At 64.7% G+C, this 18,416-nt stretch carries 13 protein-coding genes and 1 pseudogene; 13 read left to right on the forward strand and 1 reads right to left on the reverse strand.

The window, feature by feature from the left end; genetic code table 11:
- The first annotated feature begins 84 nt into the window (after positions 1–84).
- The 8 genes from J7U46_RS16715 (at position 85) to J7U46_RS16750 (ending at position 8,737) form a co-directional block, all read left to right on the forward strand.
- A complete protein-coding gene (locus J7U46_RS16715; protein WP_282827855.1) occupies positions 85–810 on the forward strand; it encodes a TerC family protein in 726 nt (241 codons plus the stop codon).
- A 9-nt stretch (positions 811–819) separates the two neighbouring features.
- Positions 820–1,815, forward strand: coding sequence for a serine/threonine-protein kinase (locus J7U46_RS16720; protein WP_282827857.1), 996 nt, complete (start codon positions 820–822; stop codon positions 1,813–1,815).
- Positions 1,816–1,862: 47 nt separating this feature from the next.
- Positions 1,863–2,651 carry a Stp1/IreP family PP2C-type Ser/Thr phosphatase gene (locus J7U46_RS16725; RefSeq protein ID WP_282827859.1) on the forward strand — a complete coding sequence of 263 codons (789 nt, stop codon included), beginning with the start codon at positions 1,863–1,865 and terminating at the stop codon, positions 2,649–2,651.
- Positions 2,652–2,720: 69 nt separating this feature from the next.
- Positions 2,721–3,380 (forward strand): FHA domain-containing protein, encoded by a 660-nt coding sequence (locus J7U46_RS16730; protein WP_282827861.1) that lies wholly within the window; start codon positions 2,721–2,723, stop codon positions 3,378–3,380.
- A 164-nt stretch (positions 3,381–3,544) separates the two neighbouring features.
- Positions 3,545–4,324, forward strand: a complete 780-nt coding sequence (locus J7U46_RS16735) for a 3',5'-cyclic-nucleotide phosphodiesterase (RefSeq protein WP_282827863.1) — start codon at positions 3,545–3,547, stop codon at positions 4,322–4,324.
- 265 nt (positions 4,325–4,589) lie between these two features.
- Positions 4,590–5,054: a prepilin-type N-terminal cleavage/methylation domain-containing protein gene (locus J7U46_RS16740; protein WP_282827865.1), complete on the forward strand. Its 465-nt coding sequence runs from the start codon at positions 4,590–4,592 to the stop codon at positions 5,052–5,054.
- A gap of 87 nt (positions 5,055–5,141) precedes the next feature.
- Entirely contained in the window at positions 5,142–6,941 is a 1,800-nt protein-coding gene (locus J7U46_RS16745) for a phosphoethanolamine transferase (RefSeq protein WP_282827867.1), read from the forward strand.
- A 50-nt stretch (positions 6,942–6,991) separates the two neighbouring features.
- Positions 6,992–8,737 carry an O-antigen ligase family protein gene (locus tag J7U46_RS16750; RefSeq protein WP_282827869.1) on the forward strand — a complete coding sequence of 582 codons (1,746 nt, stop codon included), beginning with the start codon at positions 6,992–6,994 and terminating at the stop codon, positions 8,735–8,737.
- 7 nt (positions 8,738–8,744) lie between these two features.
- On the opposite strand, the pseudogene J7U46_RS16755 reads toward J7U46_RS16750, so the two are convergent.
- Positions 8,745–8,861, reverse strand: a pseudogene (locus J7U46_RS16755) (cyclic pyranopterin monophosphate synthase MoaC); the annotation flags it as partial.
- Between the two features lie 61 nt (positions 8,862–8,922).
- On the opposite strand from J7U46_RS16755, the gene J7U46_RS16760 reads away from it, so the two are divergent.
- From J7U46_RS16760 to J7U46_RS16780, 5 genes are all read left to right on the forward strand, one after another.
- The gene (locus J7U46_RS16760; protein ID WP_282827871.1) at positions 8,923–10,086 is read left to right on the forward strand and encodes a site-specific integrase; all 1,164 of its coding nucleotides are present in this window, start codon (positions 8,923–8,925) and stop codon (positions 10,084–10,086) included.
- A gap of 969 nt (positions 10,087–11,055) precedes the next feature.
- Positions 11,056–12,036 (forward strand): hypothetical protein, encoded by a 981-nt coding sequence (locus J7U46_RS16765; protein ID WP_282827873.1) that lies wholly within the window; start codon positions 11,056–11,058, stop codon positions 12,034–12,036.
- 343 nt (positions 12,037–12,379) lie between these two features.
- A complete protein-coding gene (locus J7U46_RS16770) occupies positions 12,380–13,804 on the forward strand; it encodes a hypothetical protein (RefSeq protein WP_282827875.1) in 1,425 nt (474 codons plus the stop codon).
- 413 nt (positions 13,805–14,217) lie between these two features.
- The gene (hsdR, locus tag J7U46_RS16775; protein ID WP_282827877.1) at positions 14,218–17,697 is read left to right on the forward strand and encodes a type I restriction-modification system endonuclease; all 3,480 of its coding nucleotides are present in this window, start codon (positions 14,218–14,220) and stop codon (positions 17,695–17,697) included.
- A 97-nt stretch (positions 17,698–17,794) separates the two neighbouring features.
- Positions 17,795–18,334: a hypothetical protein gene (locus tag J7U46_RS16780; RefSeq protein ID WP_282827879.1), complete on the forward strand. Its 540-nt coding sequence runs from the start codon at positions 17,795–17,797 to the stop codon at positions 18,332–18,334.
- The last annotated feature ends 82 nt before the right edge of the window (positions 18,335–18,416 follow it).

An 18,416-nucleotide genomic window follows, 5' to 3' on the forward strand; every position in this document is an offset into this window, starting at 1 on the left:
CTTTCTCGTTTCATCCGGTGGCCGCAAGGGCCTTCGCTATAGTGGGCCGCGCCCGGTCTGCCCGGGCCATGACATCAATCAGCAATGGACAATTTCCTGAGCCCCGAGTTCTGGCTGGCCGTCGGCCAGATCATCATGATCGACATCCTCCTGGGTGGCGACAACGCCGTGGTGATCGCGCTGGCCTGCCGCAAGCTGCCGGATGCGCAGCGCCGCAAGGGCATCTTCTGGGGCACGGTCGGCGCCATCCTGCTGCGCGTGGTGCTGATCTTCTTCGCGCTGACGCTCTTGAAGCTGCACTTCCTCAAGCTGATAGGCGCGGCTCTGCTGCTGTGGATAGGCATCAAGCTGCTGGTGCCCGAGGATGAAGACGAGCACGCCGGCATCGAGGCCAGCGACAAGCTCTGGGCCGCGATCAAGACCGTCATCGTGGCCGACTTCGTGATGAGCCTGGACAACGTGGTGGCCATTGCCGGTGCGGCCGAGGGCGCCGGTGGCGACCATCAGATGCCGCTGGTGATCTTCGGTCTGCTGGTTTCCATTCCCATCATCGTGGGCGGCAGCCAGCTGGTGATCAAGCTGATGGACCGCTTCCCCATCGTCATCACGCTGGGCGGCATGCTGCTCGGCTGGATCGCCGGCGGCATGGCCATCGATGATCCGGCCCTGCTGGCCTGGGTGCCCACGGTGCCGGCCGCCAAGCCGGGCGGCGCGCCCGACGTGCTGCCGGCTCTTCATTACGCTTGTGCGGCCGGTGGTGCGCTGCTGGTGCTGTTGATTGGTAAGCTGCTGGCCAGGCGCAAGTCCTAGGGAGCGGGCATGAGCGGAGGCGGATTCTGGAAGCGCGTGATGGGCGGCGCCGGCAATGACGCCGATGCTGCCAGTGCGGCCGCCCCGGCCGGCCTGCAGCGCTACGAGATCGGCGAGGAAATCGGCCGGGGCGCCATGGCCGTGGTCTACCGTGCGACCGACAAGCAGACCGGCGAGGTCGTTGCCATCAAGCGCCTGGCCCTGCAGCGCGAGTTCGCCGCCGAAGACCTGGCCGAGGTGCGCCAGCGCTTCATGCGCGAGGCCCGCGCCGCCGGCCATCTGCAGCACCCGGACATCCTGCGTGTGATCGATGCCGGCGAGGCCGAGCAGGACGCCTTCATCGCCATGGAACTGGTCCAGGGCCAGGACCTCAGCCACTTCACCCGCGCCGGCCAGCTCTTGCCGCTGCGCGAGACCGTCGAACTGGGCATACGCCTGGCCCGGGCGCTGGCCTATGCCCACAGCCAGGGCGTGGTGCACCGCGACATCAAGCCCGCCAATGTGATGCTGGACCGGGCCAGTGCGGCGGTGAAGATCATGGACTTCGGCATCGCCCGCATCGCCGACGGCAGCCGCACCCGCACCGGCCTGGTGCTGGGCACGCCGTCCTTCATGTCGCCCGAGCAGTTGGCCGGCCTCAAGGTCGATGGTCGCAGCGACCTCTATTCGCTCGGCGCCCTGCTGTACCAGCTGCTGACCGGGCAGTTGCCGCACCAGTCCGAGTCCATGGCCAAGCTGATGTACCGCATCGCCAACGAGCCGGCGCCCGACGCGCGCCACCACCGCAAGGAGCTGCCCGAATCGCTGGCCCTGGTGCTGGCCCTGACGCTGGAGAAGCGGCCCGAGCTGCGCTACAGCAGCGGCGAGCAGCTGGCGCAGGACCTGGAAGCCGTGCTGCCGCAGCTGCCGGCCGATGCGGCCAACCCCCATGGCGAGGCCCAAAGCGTGGATCCTTTCGCACAAACCCAGCGTCTGGACGTGGCGGATCCAGGGCAGAATCCCTGAACTTTGCTGTCAGCCCGCTTCACCTCAACCCGCGCCCCATCACGCCCATGACCCTGGAGTTCTTCAGCGCTACCGACGTCGGCCGCGCGCGTGACAACAACGAAGACTCCGTGGCCATGGAAGAGGCCGTGGGCCTTGCGGTGCTGGCCGATGGCATGGGCGGCTACAACGCCGGCGAGGTGGCCAGCTCGATGCTGACCTCCTTCATCAAGGCCGAATTGGGCCGCTGGCTGAAGGAATCCGGCAGCGGCGTGCCGCCCACTGACGTGCGCCGCGCGATGGACATCTGCGTGGACAACGCCAACCGCGCCATCTTCAATGCCGCCAACACCAATCCGCGCTATGCCGGCATGGGCACGACCCTGGTACTGGCCGTGTTCCGCGAAGAAGGCCTGCTGCTCGGCCACGTTGGCGATTCACGCGCCTATCGGCTGCGCAATGGCCAGCTGAGCCAGATCACCCGCGACCATTCGCTCTTGCAGGAGCAGCTCGACGCCGGCCTGCTGACGCCCGAGGAAGCTGTTTTTTCCAGTAACAAGAACCTGGTCACCCGCGCCGTGGGCGTCGAGGATGCGGTGATGCTGGAGCTGCATCAGCACGAGGTCCAGCCCGGGGATGTCTACCTGATGTGCTCGGACGGCCTGTCCGATATGCTCGACGACGACGCACTGGCACAGTTGTTGATTAGCCACCCTTCGCTGTCGGAAGCGGCGCAGGCACTGATCGACGCCGCCAATGACATGGGTGGCAAGGATAATATTGCGGTCGTTTTGGTCCGCGCCGAGGGCCGGGCTCGACCCACGGGTCGTACCTGGTGGCCATTTGGCCGACGCTGAGCCCCGCAAGGGCCTGGTAAGCAGCACCGCATCGGCGCCGGCACGCCGCAGATAACTATGGGGTCAACAATGGGCAAGCTGGTTGTTTCGCTCGATGGAGTGGTGATCAAGGAGGTGCAGGTCACCAAGGACAAGACCACGCTCGGTCGGCGGCCCTACAACGACATCGTCATCGACAACCTGGCCGTCAGCGGCGAGCACGCCGTGCTGCAGATGGTGGGCAACGACGTCTTCATCGAAGACCTCAACTCGACCAACGGCACCTACATCAACGGCAAGGCGATCAAGAAGCAGCTGCTGGCCAACAACGACATCGTCGAAGTGGGCAAGTACAAGATCAAGTACCTGGTCGAAGACAGCGCCGACTACGAAAAGACCATGATCCTGAAGCCGGGCGCCAATGCGCCCACCGGCTTCGGTCTGCCCTCCAGCTTCGGCGCCCTGTCCTCGCCGGCCAGCAGCACCCAGCCTGCGGTGATCAAGGTGTTGACCGGCGCCGCCGCTGGCCGCGAGGTCAGCCTGACCAAGGTCGTCACCACCGTGGGCAAGCCCGGCGTGCAGGTGGCCTCGATCACCAAGCGCCCCTCGGGCTATGTGTTCGCCCATGTGGAAGGCGCCCAGCGCCCCAGCGTCAACGGCGCACCGTTGACCGCCGAGTCCGTCGCGCTGCGCAGCGGCGACGTGATCGAGCTGGCCGGCACCCGCATGCAGTTCGTCCAGAGCGCGTGATGCAAATCACGTGAGCCAGCGGCGCGCCGCGCGCCCCTGGTTCATCTGCCTGTCATGCGTGAACTAGGGCGTGGGCGACGCCACGCTCAGCGCGTAAATTCAAGGCCTGTAGCTCCTGTTGCCCCTGTGCCAATCCCTGGCCTCGGAGCCCGCAAGCCCCATCCATGAATATTCGCGTTCTCGGCTGCTCCGGCGCCATTGCCGCCGGTTACAAGACCACGGCCTTCCTGCTCGACGACGACGTCCTGATCGACGCCGGCACCGGCGTGGGCGACCTCACGCTGCAGGAGCTGGCCCGCATCGACCACATCCTGGTCAGCCATTCCCACCTCGACCATGTGCTCGGCATCCCGCTGCTGGCCGACACCGTGCTGCGCCTGCGGGCCCAGGCCGGGCGCCCGGCCATCCAGGTCCATGCCCTGCCGGAGACGATCGCGGCGTTGCGCGCTCACGTCTTCAATGGCGTGATCTGGCCTGATTTCAGCCGCCTCCCGAGCCCGGAAGCGCCGGTGCTGAGCTTTCATCCGTTCCAGGTCGGCGAGCGCCTGAACCTGGGCGGCCGCCAGATCGAGGTGCTCAGCGCCATGCACACGGTGCCGGCCGTCGGTTTTGCCGTGGATGGCGGCGAGGCAAGTGGCCACTGGGTCTTCACCGGCGACACCGGCCCCAATCCGGCCCTCTGGCAGCGTCTGGCCGGCATGAAGCTCGCGCACCTGGTGATCGAGACGGCCTTTGGCGACGACGAAAGCGAACTGGCCCGCATCAGCCAGCACCTCTGCCCGAGCGAGCTGGGCCGCGAGCTGGCGCAGCTGGCCGGCAGCGTGGACGTGCACATCACCCACATCAAGCCCGGTGAGCTCGATGCCGTGATGAGCGAGATCGGCGCCCAGGCGAGCCCGCACCGCATCCAGGCCTTGAGTGCCGGGCAGCTGTTGAGCTGGTGATGACCCGGCATTCGCAGCCCCAGACGGCCGCCGCACAGGCGGCCGTTTGCATTGCGGGGCCGCGGCAGGCCTGACAAAAAATGTCAGCCTGCCGCCAGGGTGCCGAATCGCGGCAGGCCGACCTGACAAATTCCGTCAGTTCTTTTGGCACTCCCCGCGGGTTCCGTGACCTGCCTCACGAAACAGGCCCTGCGCAGGGCTGGCACGGCCCCTGCATTCAAGGGGGATGTCTCTACCCCCAACCTCATTGCTGCAGGAGTTCCCTATGAAGCGCGTCCAACAAGGTTTCACCCTGATCGAACTGATGATCGTCGTGGCGATCATCGGCATCCTGGCCGCTGTGGCCATCCCCCAGTACAAGGACTACACGGCCAAGGCCAAGGCTGGCAACGCCCTGTCGGCCGTTGACGCCATCAAGAATGCCGTGGCCCTGTGCGCCCAGGAAACTGGCACGCTGACTGGCTGCGATTCCGAAACGAACGGCATTCCGAAGTTCACGGCCACCAAGGAAGTGACCACGGCAACTGCCAAGGACGGCGTGATCACCGCCACGTTCCAGGCCGCGTCTGAAGTTGGCACCGACCTCGGCGGCACGACGATCATCTTCACCCCCACGGTCGGCTCCAGCGCCGTGACCTGGAAGATCGAGGCCAACACGACCTCGACCATCCTGAAGACGGCCATCGAGAAGAACAGCGTTGCTGGCTCCGCTGCCGCCACCGGCACCTAAGCCAACATCAGCGACGAGCGACCTCGGTCGCTCCACCCAAGAGGGGGGCTTCGGCCCCCTTTTTCTCGTTTCAGCCCCACCTCCACCATGGTTCTGACCAGGCGAGATTCGGCGTTGGCACGCGGCCGTTTGCGGATGGCTCCGGCCTGGCTGTTGCTGCTGCTCCTGCTGCTGTTCCTCAGCGGCCCCATCCTGCTGGATGTTGGCCTGGCGCTGATGGACAGCGGCAACGAAACACTGCGTTTCAGGCTGCTGCCCCTGCTGCTGCATACGCTGTTGCTTGGCGTGTTGCTGTCGGCCCGTGCGAGGTTGAGGTCGGCGCTCTGGTTGCTGATGCCGCTGGCCGCCATTGCGCCGTTGGAGTTCTTCTACCTGCTGCAGTTCCGCTTGCCCTCGGGCTTGCATGTCTACGGTGTCGTAGCCGACACCGATTGGCAGGAGGCCTCGAGCTGGATGGGGCCTTGGCTCTGGCCTTTCGCCGCAGCCATGGTGTTGCTGCTGGTGATGCTGGCCTGGGTCGTGCGCCAGATCCAGCATGGGGACCTGCGCTGGAACCCCCGACTCCGCCGTCTGGTGCTGGGCGGAAGCACCGCGCTGCTGCTGCTGCTGGCCGGCATCGAGTGGGCGACCCTGGAGGTTGAATCCAAGATGCAGCGCCCGGCCAACGAGTACCTGGCGCATTCGTTGGCGGTGTCCGACCCCGGCCTGCTCTCCCAGCTGGAGCGCAGCTTCCCCTGGGGCCTGCCGCTTCGCTGGCAGCGTTTTCGCGAGCATCAGCAGGCACTCTCAGCGCATCGGGAGGCCGCGGCGCGACACGATTTCCATGTCCGATGGCGCGATGCGCAGGACGCCACGCAAGCCCAGGTGGTCGTGATGGTCATCGGCGAGACGGGGCGCCCGGATCGTTGGCAACTGTTTGGGGCGCCGCGCGAGACGACGCCCAAGCTGTCCGCGCGCCGTGGCATCGTGAGCTTCGAAGATGCAGTCAGCGGCGCCTCCGCCACGCGCGAAGCCGTGCCGCTGATGCTGACCCGCCGTCCGCCGGCGCAGATGCTGGCGCCACCCAACGAGGCGTCGGTGGTCACTGCATTCAAGCAGGCAGGATTCAGGACCTACTGGCTCAGCACCCAAGGCGCCGCAGGGGCCCACGAAACCCCGATCTCGGTGCTGGCCCGGGAGGCCGATGAGCAGCATTTCGTCAACGCCGTCGATTACCGCGGGGCGGGAGCGCTGGATGGCGAACTGCTGCCCTTGGTTCAAAAGATCCTGGACAAGGGCGAGGCGCGGCAGTTCATCGTGCTGCACACGCTGGGCAGCCACCTGCACTACGCCCACCGCTATCCGCCGAGCTTCGAGCGCTTCAAGCCAGCGCTGGCCCTGCGCGACAAGCCCGACATCTGGCGCCCCGTTCAGGTGGAAGAGATGCGCAACGCGTACGACAACAGCGTGCTTTACACCGACCACGTGATCGACGCCGTGATCGGCATGCTGGACCATGCCCAGCGGCGCAGCAGCCTGATGTACGCGGCTGATCATGGCGAGACGCTGTATGACGGCGACTGCAAGCGAGCCGGCCATGGCTTTGCGGCGGCGGTCAACTATCGGGTGCCGATGTTCGTGTGGCTGTCGGACCGCTGGCAGTTGGACAAGCCGGATGGGCGACGCCAGCTGGAGCGCCTGCGCAGCGAGCCGGTCAGCGCGCTGGCCGTCTTCCCCACGCTGACCGGGCTGGCCGGCTTCGACATTGCAGCGCCGCACGCCCATGGCGACCTCGGCGCCGCCGAGCGCCGGCCGGCGCCGCGACTGGTGACCCATTTCGGTGACTTCGACAAGGACCTGCTGGGCAAGCAATGCGACAGCCGGCCAGCCAGCAGCTCGCAGCGCTGAAGCCCGCTGCCGCTACAGTTCAGCCTCCCGCCCTGACCTGAAGCGCCCGGATGCACACCTCGACACCTGCTGACGCAAGAGCCCTGGCGGCATCGTCCTGGCCCATGCTGCTGGCCGCGGCCCTGCCGCCCCTGCTCGCCTACAACCTCACCCCCTCGGCCACGCTGTTCAATCAGCTGGCCTCGCTGGCGGGTTGGGGTGTGGTGCTGGTTTTGATGGCGGCGCAGGGCCAGCGATTGGCCGCGCGACTGCCGGCGGCGGGTTGGGCTTTGCTGCTGCTGCTGGCGGCCATTGCTGCCTCGCCGTTCTGGACCGGCCTGCCGCTGTCGCTCGCCCTCAGCGGCGTGGGCCTCGTGGGTGCGGCCCTGCTGGTGATGCTGGCCGCGGCTGGGCTGTCGGGTGAAGGCCGGCTGAAGGCCTTTGATGCTTTGGCCGCCGCGCTGCTGCTGGCCGGCGTGGCCAGCGTGGGTGTGTCCCTGGTCCAGGTGTTCGCGCCGCAATGGGCCGATGGCAACTGGATCGCGCGCTCGGGCATTGCCGGTCGTGCGGTGGGCAATATGCGGCAGCCCAACCACCTGGCCAGCCTGCTGCTGTGGGCCTGCATCGCAGCCGTCTACCTGGCCGAGCGCTACGGCGCCTGGCGGCGCACCCGCGCGGTGCTGCTGCCCGTGCTGCTGTTCGCCTTCGTGTTCTGCGTGGTGCTGACGGCCTCGCGCACCGGCATGATCGGCGTCGGGCTGCTGGCGCTTTGGGGGGCGCTGGACAGGCTGGACGGCAAGCTGAGCCGGACCAGCCGCATCGCATTGCTGCTGACGCCGCTGATGCTCTTTGTCAGCTGGGAGCTGATGGCGGCCTGGGCCCATGCCGGCGGCCATGCCTTCGGTGCCGAGTCGCGCCTGGCGGAGGGTGCGGGTTCGCCGTCGCGCCTGGCCATTCTGCGCAATGCCTGGGCTCTGGTGCTGGCCCATCCGCTGACCGGCGTGGGCTGGGGCGAGTTCAACCTTGCCTGGACCATGACGCCGTTTCCAGATCGCCCGGTCGCGTTCTTCGATCACACGCACAACCTGGTGATGCAGCTGATGGTGGAGCTCGGCATTCCGCTGAGCCTGGCGGTGCTGGGTCTGCTGCTGTGGTCGCTGTGGCGGGCCTTTGCGGCCGGTCGTGCCCAGGTCGGAGAGCAGGGCGCCATGTTGCGCAGTGCCTTCATGCTGGTGCTGATGATCGGCCTGCACAGCCTGCTCGAATACCCTCTCTGGTATGCCTACTTCCTGCTGCCCACGGCCTGCGCGCTGGGCCTGTGCCTGGCCTCCGACAAGGCGCCACCGAGCGCCTCTTTGGGCAGCCACCTGTTGCTGATCGGCGGCTTGCTGCTGCTGTTTGGCAGCGTCGTCGCGCGCTGGGACTACCAGCGCGTGGTGGCCATCTATGCGCCGGCCGAGAACGCCGGTCCTCTGCAGCAGCGCATCGCCGACGGTCAATCCAGCCTGTTCTTCGCGCCGCAGGCCGAGTACGCGGCCGCCACCAGCCTTGGAGTCAATGCAGCGGCGTTGGAGGCGTCCAGGCGAACCGCTCATAACTTGATTGATGTGCGGCTGATGATGGCCTGGGCGCAGGCCCTGCATGCCACCGGCGACGACGACCGGGCGCGCTATGTGGTGCAGCGCTTGAAAGAATTCCGCAGCAGCCAGGGCGACGACTGGCTGGCCGAATGCAGCGCGGCGCCCGAGCCAGGCGTGCCGCAGCCCTTCCAGTGCGAGCCGCCCAGCCGCGACTACAGCTTCAAGGAGATGCGCTGACGCTGAGTCAGAGCGCTGCCTTCCACTCGCCGCTCTTGCCGCCCTGCTTCTCCAGCACGCGGATCTGCTCCATCACCATGCCGCGGTCGGCGGCTTTACACATGTCGTAAATGCTCTCTATGAGAAGCGGGCTCTCTAAGCAGTGTTGATCCACGGGTGATCCAACCTCAACCGGGATCATTCGCATGTCATCGATTTTTGAACGCAACGGCCGCTTCCTAGTTCGTGTGCGGCGCCAGGGGTATCCAACCGCGACCAAGACCTTTACGCGCCGAAGCGATGCTGTTTCCTGGGGGCGGCGCGTAGAGGCCGACATGGAGGCTGGCCGCTGGCAATTGGCAACCAAGAGAGTCCCTACGCTCTGCGAGGTAATCCAGGAGTACCGACAAGTCGTCGCCCCGAGGCAGAAGGGCGCTCTGACCTACCGATACCGGTTCGACGAGCTGGCAAGGCTGCCCTTTTCGAGCAAGCCGGTGAACGAGGTGCTGCCGGCAGACGTCGCTCGCTGGCGCGATCAGCAATTGCATCAGCACAAACCGTCGACGGTCGCCCGTAAGCTGGCCATGTTGAGCAGCATCTTCAGCTGGGCCTGGCGGGAGCGTGGTTGGGTTGCCGGGAATGTGCTGTCTGCAGTCAGCAAGCCCCGGCAAGGCGAGGGCCGGGCGCGAACGCTAACCAGTGAGGAAATTGACTGGTTGCTCCAGGCAGCACTTACGAGCAAGGCGAAGTGGCTGCACCCTGCTCTCGTCGTCTTAATGTGCAGCGCCATGCGACGAGGCGAACTTTGCTCGTTGCGCCGGCAGGACATTGACTTCGAGGCTGCCACTGCGCACTTGAGTGATACCAAGAATGGCTCGGCCCGGGATGTACCGCTGTGTCCAGACGCGTTGAGTGCCATGCGCCAGCTGTCTGCAGCAGCGGAGGCTGAATGTCGCGACCTGCTGGTACCGATCGGTCCGTGTGGAAGCATGTCGACGAGGTTCACGGTAACGGTCCGTCGGGCCCAACGAATGTACAAGGATGTCTGCCTGGAGCAGGGTCAGGAGCCTCAGGATAGGTTTTTGAGCGATCTTCGGCTTCACGACCTACGGCACCATGCTGTCACGGCGTGGACGGCCACAGGCGCCCTTTCCTTGGCCGAGCTGATGAGTATCAGCGGTCACAAGTCGACCCGGATGTTGATCCGGTACACGCACCTACAGGCGAAATCCGTCGCCGCGAAATTGGCCTCCCTGCCCGCACAGGCGAGGCGTGCCACCACACCAAACCGCCCCGGAGTCGGACCAGCAGCATGCTCGCCAGACCCGGATGAGTGTTTAGATGAACAGAGGCGCATCGCAGCGACCTAATTCAGACAGTAGGTGGCCGCTACCTATAATCACCGCGGGAGGTCGGCTCGCCGCCCAAACAAGCCCACCTTTCATCGGCATCCAGACGTTCGGGGTGGGCAACCAAGAGACGCTAGAAGGACCTGACATAGCGTTCCGGCGAAAGGCGGGGGAACCCAGCGCTACGGCCGAGTCAGTGAGTGCCCAGGGTGGGCTGGACGCACCACACCCTGAACGCGCAACAGAACAGCGTAGCCAATGTGTGCGAGGAATGTAGGACCCAGTACGGATCTTGATCCGGGCAGGGACGGCCGCCCCAACCAAGAGTTCGCTCGTGGGTGGGGTGAGTTTGGCCTTCCTCACCCGGATCACCCCACCCAATGTGAGGCGGTCCCAGTTATGCCTGTCCTACCTTGAGTTGTTTCTGGCACTGGGAGGCTCGCAGCTGCTCCCGGGACTCGAAATGTCAAAGAAACGTCAACGAGATATCAAGCAATTTCGCTAGTTCTCCAAAATCTAGCGCAAGCCGAAGTCAACGTGGTCGGCCACGACAGCAAGACCTCCCCAGAGGTGAAACGACATTGACCTGACTCCGCCTATATGGAGCACCGGGACTTCAGGCCAAAGAAGAGCAAGGTATCTACCTTCCAAGCGAGCACCTATAAGGAAAGCTGCACTTTCCATGGGGATGGTGCGTGATGAAACGTCGTGTTCGCCAAGATTCATCGCGACAACGAGGCAAGTTGGGCGCGCATGAGGGTAACCGGATGGCCTGGGTCAGTAGTCTTCGAGGAGGGGCGGCGAACATGCCGAGTTGGGACAGAGAATTGAGGATTGGCAGGCATCTCCAAGCCCTGCGCGCCAGCCTGAAAGCTGTGCAGCCGTTGCCGAGGGCGAGGTCAATGGCTGGCGGTGCTGCCGCTCTTGTGCTGCTGTCGGAGTTCCCGCCTGCTCGGCGACGCGCGTTGTCGACAGGAAGGGTATCCATTCATGGGTGACGATGCTCCATCGGCGCCTTCGCTGGCTAAGCTGCTCATAGGTGACGAGGAACTCTCGCTCGGGAAATCGCTGAAGGCTCTGATTGCCGAGAGAACTGTTACGGGTGAATCGCGTTACGTGCAGTTCGCACCGCCCGAAATTGCGCGTCGCCTTGATCTGGCAAGCTATCCAACCCACCCCAAGCAGGTTGAGGCGTTGAAGGCCCTCACGCTGGCAGACCTGCGCGCAGAGAACAACAAGTGGCTCAGAGAACCAGTTGGTTGGGCGCGTATGGTGTCGCTGGTCTGGGAGATCAATTGCGAGTTCACCCGTCGTGGAATCGGTCCAGCTTGGCGGGAGATCCCGGAGTTCATCCACGCCGGTGCGCCAGCGCCCCCAAGAGCGCCCGGCAAGCCCCGGGCGCTCAGCGACCAGCTCAAGCTGAACCTCTTGAAGCGGTGGATTGACCTTGAGTGGCTGCGCACCGTGCTGGGGCCCAATCATGCGACTGCCTGGACTGCATTTGCGCCACTCTTCGATCCTGATCCTGCCGTCGCCATGCGGGGGTACTTCGCCGCGACGCGCATCAAATCACGAGACAGCAACGGACGGTATGGGCCTGAGTCCAATCGCAAGGTCTTGTTTGGCTTGAGCGTGCCGACACTGCTCAGGTTCAGTCTGGTCGGTCTCGTGGACAGGGATCGGGGTGAGTTGCGGACCAACGCACGTCGGCGTGTGAGAGACGTGGTGAAGCCGCGCCTGGAGGGGCTGGCCGATCGCGCCACGTACCCGTTGAAGCCTGAACAGCTGGCCAGCCGCCTGATTCAGGCTGAGGCCATCGAGATGGCGGCTGGGAACCCATCGGATGCGGCTCAGATCTACGCCTGGATGACCGGGAAAACAATATCGCGCCAGTCGATGCATGCGGCCCGGAAGAAGATTGCAGAGCAGTGCGAGCTTCGCACTCGAGCGTGGCACGGCGGTGGGACGTAGTCGGTGTCAGCGCTCTCTCCTTCTACCGAAGGTAGAAGGAGGGGTTTTTCTCTGGTCGGATAGGCTGCAAGACCTCATGAATACTGGATTTCTACAGTAAACACTGACTGACAGATGGTCCGAAGACAGACGGACTCACATGGGTTATCCCGTGCTGGACTGGCAGCATCTACACAGGGTGTTTTCGGCTGCCGTCGGCGTTGCGGACACCCCGGGGATGTTGAGTCACCCGGGCTAGACTGGTGCAAGCAAGTGAGTAGCTTGCCGGAACTCCTTGGGAGGCAAGTTGGATTCCCGGCATGCTGCCGCACCCGTCAGCGCCCTGCATGGGCAAGGAGCCGTGTTGAGCAGACCTGTCCGCAACGCCTTTCTTGCCCTTGCCATCCTGGTGGTCATCTGGGCCGGGGCTTCTGTCCTGGCCACCATCACCCAGCTTGCCGCTGCGGCAGATCGTGTTGCTGATGGTTCTGGAACATACGTGTTCTGGTCTCTGTCGCTCCTGATGTCGGGGCTGGCGGCGTCTCCTTGGGTGATGTACTTCTCCTTGAGGCGTCCTGTGCCTCGTCCCCGGGAGGGGGATGAACCTGCAATTGCTGCGTACCGCGCACAGACATTGCGTCAGCTGCAGCTGAACCCGCGGCTCGCCGACAAGCCGCCCACTGACTTCGATCAGATCCCGGGCGCGATGGACGAACTGGGCCGGCTCGCTGACGACTTGGCGTTGCGTGCAGCCAGCAACACCTTTATCGGCACTGCGATGATGCAGAACGGTCGGCTGGACGGGCTGGTGGTCCTGGCTAGCCAAATGCGGCTGATATGGCATGTTCTCGCCCTCTACAACACCCGGCCCACAGTCAGGCAGGTCCTGGATGTTTACGCCAACGTCGGCACGTCCCTGGTGATATCCAGTGGCATCGAGGATGTCGATTTCGCGGAGCTCGCATCACCCATCGTTACGGCCGCCGCGCCGTCCCTGGCCGGGGCGGTCCCCGGACTGGGAGGGATCTCCAGGCTGCTGGTCAACAGCTTGGCCAACGGCGCCGCCAACGCGTTGCTGACACTGCGCGTGGCGATGCTTACCAAGCACTACTGCGCGGCGCTGGTGCAACCTGACCATCGTTCTGTTCGCCGAAGCGCGTCGCTCGCCGCAATCTCGCTGCTTGGTGCGGTTACCAGGGATTGCGGCGTCCGCGTGGCCAAGAGCGTAGCTTCGAGTACAGGTGAGGCTTTGGTGGGTGCAGGTCGTGTCGCTACCCAGAAGACGGTCCAGGCAGCCTCCGGCGCGGCGACGGCTACGGCGCAGGCGGTTGCTGGTGCGGCTGTTGTCACGGCTAGCAAGATGAAAAGCACGGCGGGCCTCGTCGCAGGTGCCGCTGCAGCTACCAGCGACCGCGTGATCTCCGGTGTCGGTGATGCCGCCCGCACGACAGCCCAGCTTGCATCCAGTGCTGCGAGCGCAGTGGCGGACGCGGCAAGCGGCGCGACATCGGCAATGGCAGATCAGGCATCGGCAATTGGCTCGACCATTGCAACGTCCACAAGCGAGGTCAGCAGGTCGGTCGCGCAAGCCACAGCACGTGCCGCCACCGTTACCGCAGAAGTCGTAGGTGAGGCCGCGAGCTCGTCCGCTGAGAAGGCAAAGGCGGCTGCCGCGGCTGCCGTGAGCTCGACAGTCAACGCTGGAAAGCAGGTGGGCAGCGCCCTCGGCTCGTCGGCCGCCGCAGCCAAGCAGGGCGTAGCCCAACTGCTGCGACGCGACGACAAATAGATCGCCCGACCGGCTTGAAGTCTGGTGTCAAGCAACGGTCGGGGACGGTCTAGTACGCTGGTGCAGTTCAGTACATGGTGCTGCATAAGCTTCGACCTAGAAATCAGGTCGATCGCGACGACGCAGGAAGCAACCTTGCACCCCCTATTGAGACGGTGGCTTTGCGTGGCCCTTGGTTGGTAATTTTTCCTGCCTCCAGGCGTGGATATATAAGGTGATGTGCTCATTCATGGGCATGCGCCCTTTCTAAGGATTCGCGTTCTCCTGGAGCATGGAACGGCGCGGTCGCCGTGCGCTCATGAGGGCAAGTCGCTAGAGAGCGGCAGGCGATCGCCGCGTTATGCTCGCCCGGTTTTGTGCCGCGGCGCTCGTCTGCGAGCCGCGCCGTATAAGGCGTTCACCTGGGAGGGTCGATGCGCGAGTCCAGCAACTTCAGCTTTCTTGCAGAGCACTCAGCGCTACTCGCTGACCTGGGTGCCACAGCTGAGCGCCTGTACCCGTTTGACCCAGCCAGCTGCATCCTCAAGCTGCGGCTGCTTGCTGAAGCGCTCACGCAGGAAATCGCCGCCCGTGTCGGCGTCCGGTTGCAGCAGCCCACTCAGGCCGAACTGCTCCGTGCGGTGGATCATCGGCTGGGCATGGACCCGCAGGTACGCCAGATGTTCCACCTGCTTCGCCAGCGCGGAAACACGGCGGCACACCAGATCGACCATGACATCGGCTATCGCGAGGGCCTCGAGGCTCTCAAGATTGCCAGGGAGATTGCCGTCTGGTTCCACCGCAGCTTCGGCAACAAGCCTGAATTCAAGCCGGGCCCGTTTGTCCTTCCCGACGATCCGAGCCAGAAGCTGGTCAGCCTGCAGCAGCAGATCGCGCAGCTCAGCCAGGATTTGCAGAGCGCCCAGCAGGCCGAATCCAGTCAGTCGCAGCTCGCGCAGCTCATGGAAGCCCGGGCTGCGCAAGAGCGCGACATGGCGCAGCGGGCGCATGAAGAGCGCAGCATCTACGAGGCCCTGGCCCATGAAGCCAGCGAGCGCTTTGCCGCGCTCAAGGCCGAATTCGACGCCAGGGTGTCCGTGCCCGCCCCCATGGCGACTCAGGAGCAGATCAACGACTTTGCCGAACGGGCCAACGTGGCCGCCAAGAAGGTCGTCATGGACGAGGCCGCCACGCGACTCATCATCGATCAGCAGCTCAATGACGCGGGCTGGGAGGCGGACACCGTCAACCTGACCCACGCCAAGGGTGCGCGCCCGGAGCGCAACAAGAACAGGGCGATTGCTGAATGGCCTGCCCAGGGCAAGCAGAGCGCCGACTACATCCTTTTCGCGGGGATGACGCCCATCGCCGCCGTCGAGGCCAAGCGCCTGAACGTCAACGTCGCCGGCAAGATCGAACAGGCGGAGCGATACGCGCGCGGCATGGCCTTGATGGCGGAGCAAGTCCCGGCCTGGCATCTTGAGGGTCGGCATGGCCCCTGGCCGGACGGTCAAGGTGGCGAATTCCTGGTGCCATTCGCCTACTCCAGCAACGGCCGACCGCTGGTCAAGCAGAGCGCCGAGGCGAGCGGCACCTGGCACCGCGATTTGCGGCATCCATCGCATCTCAAGCGGCCCCTTCCGAGCTTTCACTCCCCCGAGGGGCTGCTCGACCAGCTGACCCGCAGCAAGGCTGAGGCCGAGGCCAAGCTGCAGCAAGAAGGCTTTGCCTACCTGCGCCTGCGCGACTACCAGGAGCGAGCCATTGCGGCTGTTGAAGCTGCTCTGGCACAGGGGCAGCAGAACTGCCTGCTCGCCATGGCCACGGGCACTGGCAAGACCCGGACCATCATCGGCCTGATGTACCGCTTCCTGAAGGCGGAGCGCTTTCGGCGCATCCTGTTCCTGGTCGACCGCACCGCGCTGGGCGACCAGGCGATCGACGCCTTCAACGAGGCGCCTCTCGAGCAGAACCAGCCGCTCTCCAAGATCTACAACATCGCTGACTTGGGTGACATGGCTGCCGAGGCGGAAACCCGTGTGCAGGTTGCCACGGTCCAGGCCATGGTCCGACGCGTGTTCGGCAGCGATTCCCCCCCCAGCGTCGATGCCTATGACTGCATCATCGTGGACGAGGCCCACCGGGGCTACACGCTGGACCAGGAGATGACCGAGGGCGAGATGGCGCTCCGGGATCAGTCTCAGTACCTCTCCAGCTACCGACGCGTGCTCGATTACTTCGATGCCGCAAAAATCGGCCTCACTGCGACCCCGGCTCGCCACACGACCGACATCTTCGGCAAGCCGGTCTTCACCTATTCCTACCGCGAGGCCGTGGCCGACGACTGGCTGATCGACCACGAGCCTCCGATCCGCTACGAAACCCTGTTGAGCCAGAACGGCATCCACTTTGCCAAGGGGCAGGCCGTCGAGGCCATCAACCTCGGCACGGGCGAGATTCAGACCGCCGAGCTCGACGACGAGCTCAGCTTCGAGCTGGAGAGCTTCAACAAGCGCGTCATCAGCGAGGACTTCAACCGGGTCATCTGTGAGCAGCTGGCCCAGGAGCTGGACCCGACCAGCGAAGAAAAGACCATGATTTTTTGCGCTACCGACGCGCATGCCGACATGGTCAAGCGACTGCTGGACGACGCATTCAAGGCTGTTCACGGGAGCCAGTACAACGAGGCCGCGGTGCGCAAGATCACCGGCGCGTCCGACAAAGTCGATCAGCTGATCCGGCTCTACAAGAATGAGCGCTATCCGAGCATCGCGATCACGGTTGATTTGCTGACCACAGGCATCGATGTGCCGCCCATCTGCCACCTGGTCTTCATGCGCCGCGTGCGCTCTCGCATCCTGTACGAGCAGATGATCGGGCGAGCCACCCGGCGCTGCGACGAGATCGGAAAAACCGTCTTCAAGATCTACGACCCGGTGGACCTCTATGCCGCGCTGCAGGAGGTCAACACCATGCGGCCTCTCGTCAAGGATCCCAAGGTCAGCATCGAACAACTGATCGACGAGCTGAACAATCCTGCCAGCTACGACGCCCCGGGCATCGAGCAGGGTCGATCACATGCGCACGACGTGCTCGACCAACTGAACCAGAAGCTGATGCGCGTGCTGCGCAAGGCCGCGCACAGCGCCGAGAAGCGCCCGAAACTGCGGGATCATCTGGTCGCGCTGGAGCAGCAGTGGGGCCTGCCGCCCGCGCAACTGCACCGGCACCTGCACGAGCTCGGGCAGAAGCACGGCCCGAAGGCCGCGGCTGAGTACCTTCGCCACAGCACGCGCTTGCTCACCCAGCTCGCCGAGGTGCAGGAGCTGCTGGGCACGGCCTACATGCCCATCCTCTCGCAGCATGCCGATGAGCTCGTGCTCCGAGAGCAAAGCTGGGGCACCTACAAAAAGCCCGAGGACTACCTCGACAGCTTCGGCACGTTCATCCGCCAGCAGCTCAATCAGTCGGCCGCACTGGCCGTGGTCGTGCAGCGTCCTAAGGACCTGACCCGGGAACAGCTCAAGCAGGTGCGCCTGCTGCTGGACGAGCATGGCTACTCAGAAGCCAACTTGAAGGCAGCCTGGCGTACCAAGAGCAATCAGGAGATCGCTGCCAGCATCGTGGGCTACATCCGGCAGGCGGCTCTCGGCGAGGCCCTGCTGCCCTTCGAGCAGCGCGTGGCTAACGCCATGCAGAAGATCTATTCCCAGCGCGCCTGGAGCCCGGTGCAACGCAAGTGGCTGGACCGCCTCGCCAAGCAGCTGACCCACGAAGTGGTGATGGACACCGCCTTCGTCAACACCGCCTTTGCTCAGGACGGCGGGTCCAAGCAGCTCGACAAGCTGCTCGGGGGCGAGTTGGACCGGGTCATGCAGTTGCTCGCGGGGTCGCTCTGGTCGCAGGCGGCTTGAGAACCAGCAGTCAAGCAGAGGAGTTGTTGTGAGAAAGCCAGCATCCGTAGAGGCACTTGAGAACCTTGGCCGCGAACCGCTCTCGCGCACTTTCTTCATGCGCGATTTCCTGTACAGCGAGATTGCCAACCATTACGGCCAGCCCAACGTGCCGGACGACCCGGACCTGGCCCTGCAGAACGGCCGTCGGCTCTGCGAGGAACTGCTGGAGCCGCTGCAGGACACGTTTGGCCGCATTGCCATCCGCTCGGCCTACCGAAGCGCCGCAATCAACGCCCTGGGCAACGAGAAGGGTCACAACTGCGGCTCCAATGAGAGCAACTATGCCGCCCACATCTGGGACCGGCCCGACGCCAATGGCCGCATGGGTGCAATGGCCTGTGTCGTTGTACCTTGGTTCAACGCCAGATTCGAGCCTCTTGAGTGGCGCCGGATGGCGTACTGGATTCACAACCACCTGCCGTACAGCAGCCTGCAGTTCTTTCCGAAACTCTGCGCGTTCAACATCGGCTGGCACGAGCAGCCGAAGCGCGAGATCCACAGCTACATCGAGCCGCGGGGCTTGCTGCTGCGCGGAGAGCCGCCGCGCGAGGAGTACGCCAGCCTTTACGAAGGGTTCCCGCCGCTGAAGCGGTGATCGCCCCGAGGCACTCCATTTCGCGGCCTGCGCAAGCCGTGCAGACCGATACATGCCGCAGAATCGTCGCCGACTCCATTCC

It is taken from the genome of Pelomonas sp. V22 (genome assembly GCF_030014915.1).
GTDB lineage: Bacteria > Pseudomonadota > Gammaproteobacteria > Burkholderiales > Burkholderiaceae_C > JAUASW01.

Excerpts from the sequence above, each read along its gene's own strand:
- J7U46_RS16715 (WP_282827855.1), top strand. The coding sequence starts at position 85 with ATGGACAATTTCCTGAGCCCCGAGTTCTGGCTGGCCGTCGGCCAGATC.
- J7U46_RS16720 (WP_282827857.1), top strand. The coding sequence starts at position 820 with ATGAGCGGAGGCGGATTCTGGAAGCGCGTGATGGGCGGCGCCGGCAAT.
- J7U46_RS16725 (WP_282827859.1), top strand. The coding sequence starts at position 1,863 with ATGACCCTGGAGTTCTTCAGCGCTACCGACGTCGGCCGCGCGCGTGAC.
- J7U46_RS16730 (WP_282827861.1), top strand. The coding sequence starts at position 2,721 with ATGGGCAAGCTGGTTGTTTCGCTCGATGGAGTGGTGATCAAGGAGGTG.
- J7U46_RS16735 (WP_282827863.1), top strand. The coding sequence starts at position 3,545 with ATGAATATTCGCGTTCTCGGCTGCTCCGGCGCCATTGCCGCCGGTTAC.
- J7U46_RS16740 (WP_282827865.1), top strand. The coding sequence starts at position 4,590 with ATGAAGCGCGTCCAACAAGGTTTCACCCTGATCGAACTGATGATCGTC.
- J7U46_RS16745 (WP_282827867.1), top strand. The coding sequence starts at position 5,142 with ATGGTTCTGACCAGGCGAGATTCGGCGTTGGCACGCGGCCGTTTGCGG.
- J7U46_RS16750 (WP_282827869.1), top strand. The coding sequence starts at position 6,992 with ATGCACACCTCGACACCTGCTGACGCAAGAGCCCTGGCGGCATCGTCC.
- J7U46_RS16760 (WP_282827871.1), top strand. The coding sequence starts at position 8,923 with ATGTCATCGATTTTTGAACGCAACGGCCGCTTCCTAGTTCGTGTGCGG.
- J7U46_RS16765 (WP_282827873.1), top strand. The coding sequence starts at position 11,056 with ATGGGTGACGATGCTCCATCGGCGCCTTCGCTGGCTAAGCTGCTCATA.
- hsdR (WP_282827877.1), top strand. The coding sequence starts at position 14,218 with ATGCGCGAGTCCAGCAACTTCAGCTTTCTTGCAGAGCACTCAGCGCTA.
- J7U46_RS16780 (WP_282827879.1), top strand. The coding sequence starts at position 17,795 with ATGCGCGATTTCCTGTACAGCGAGATTGCCAACCATTACGGCCAGCCC.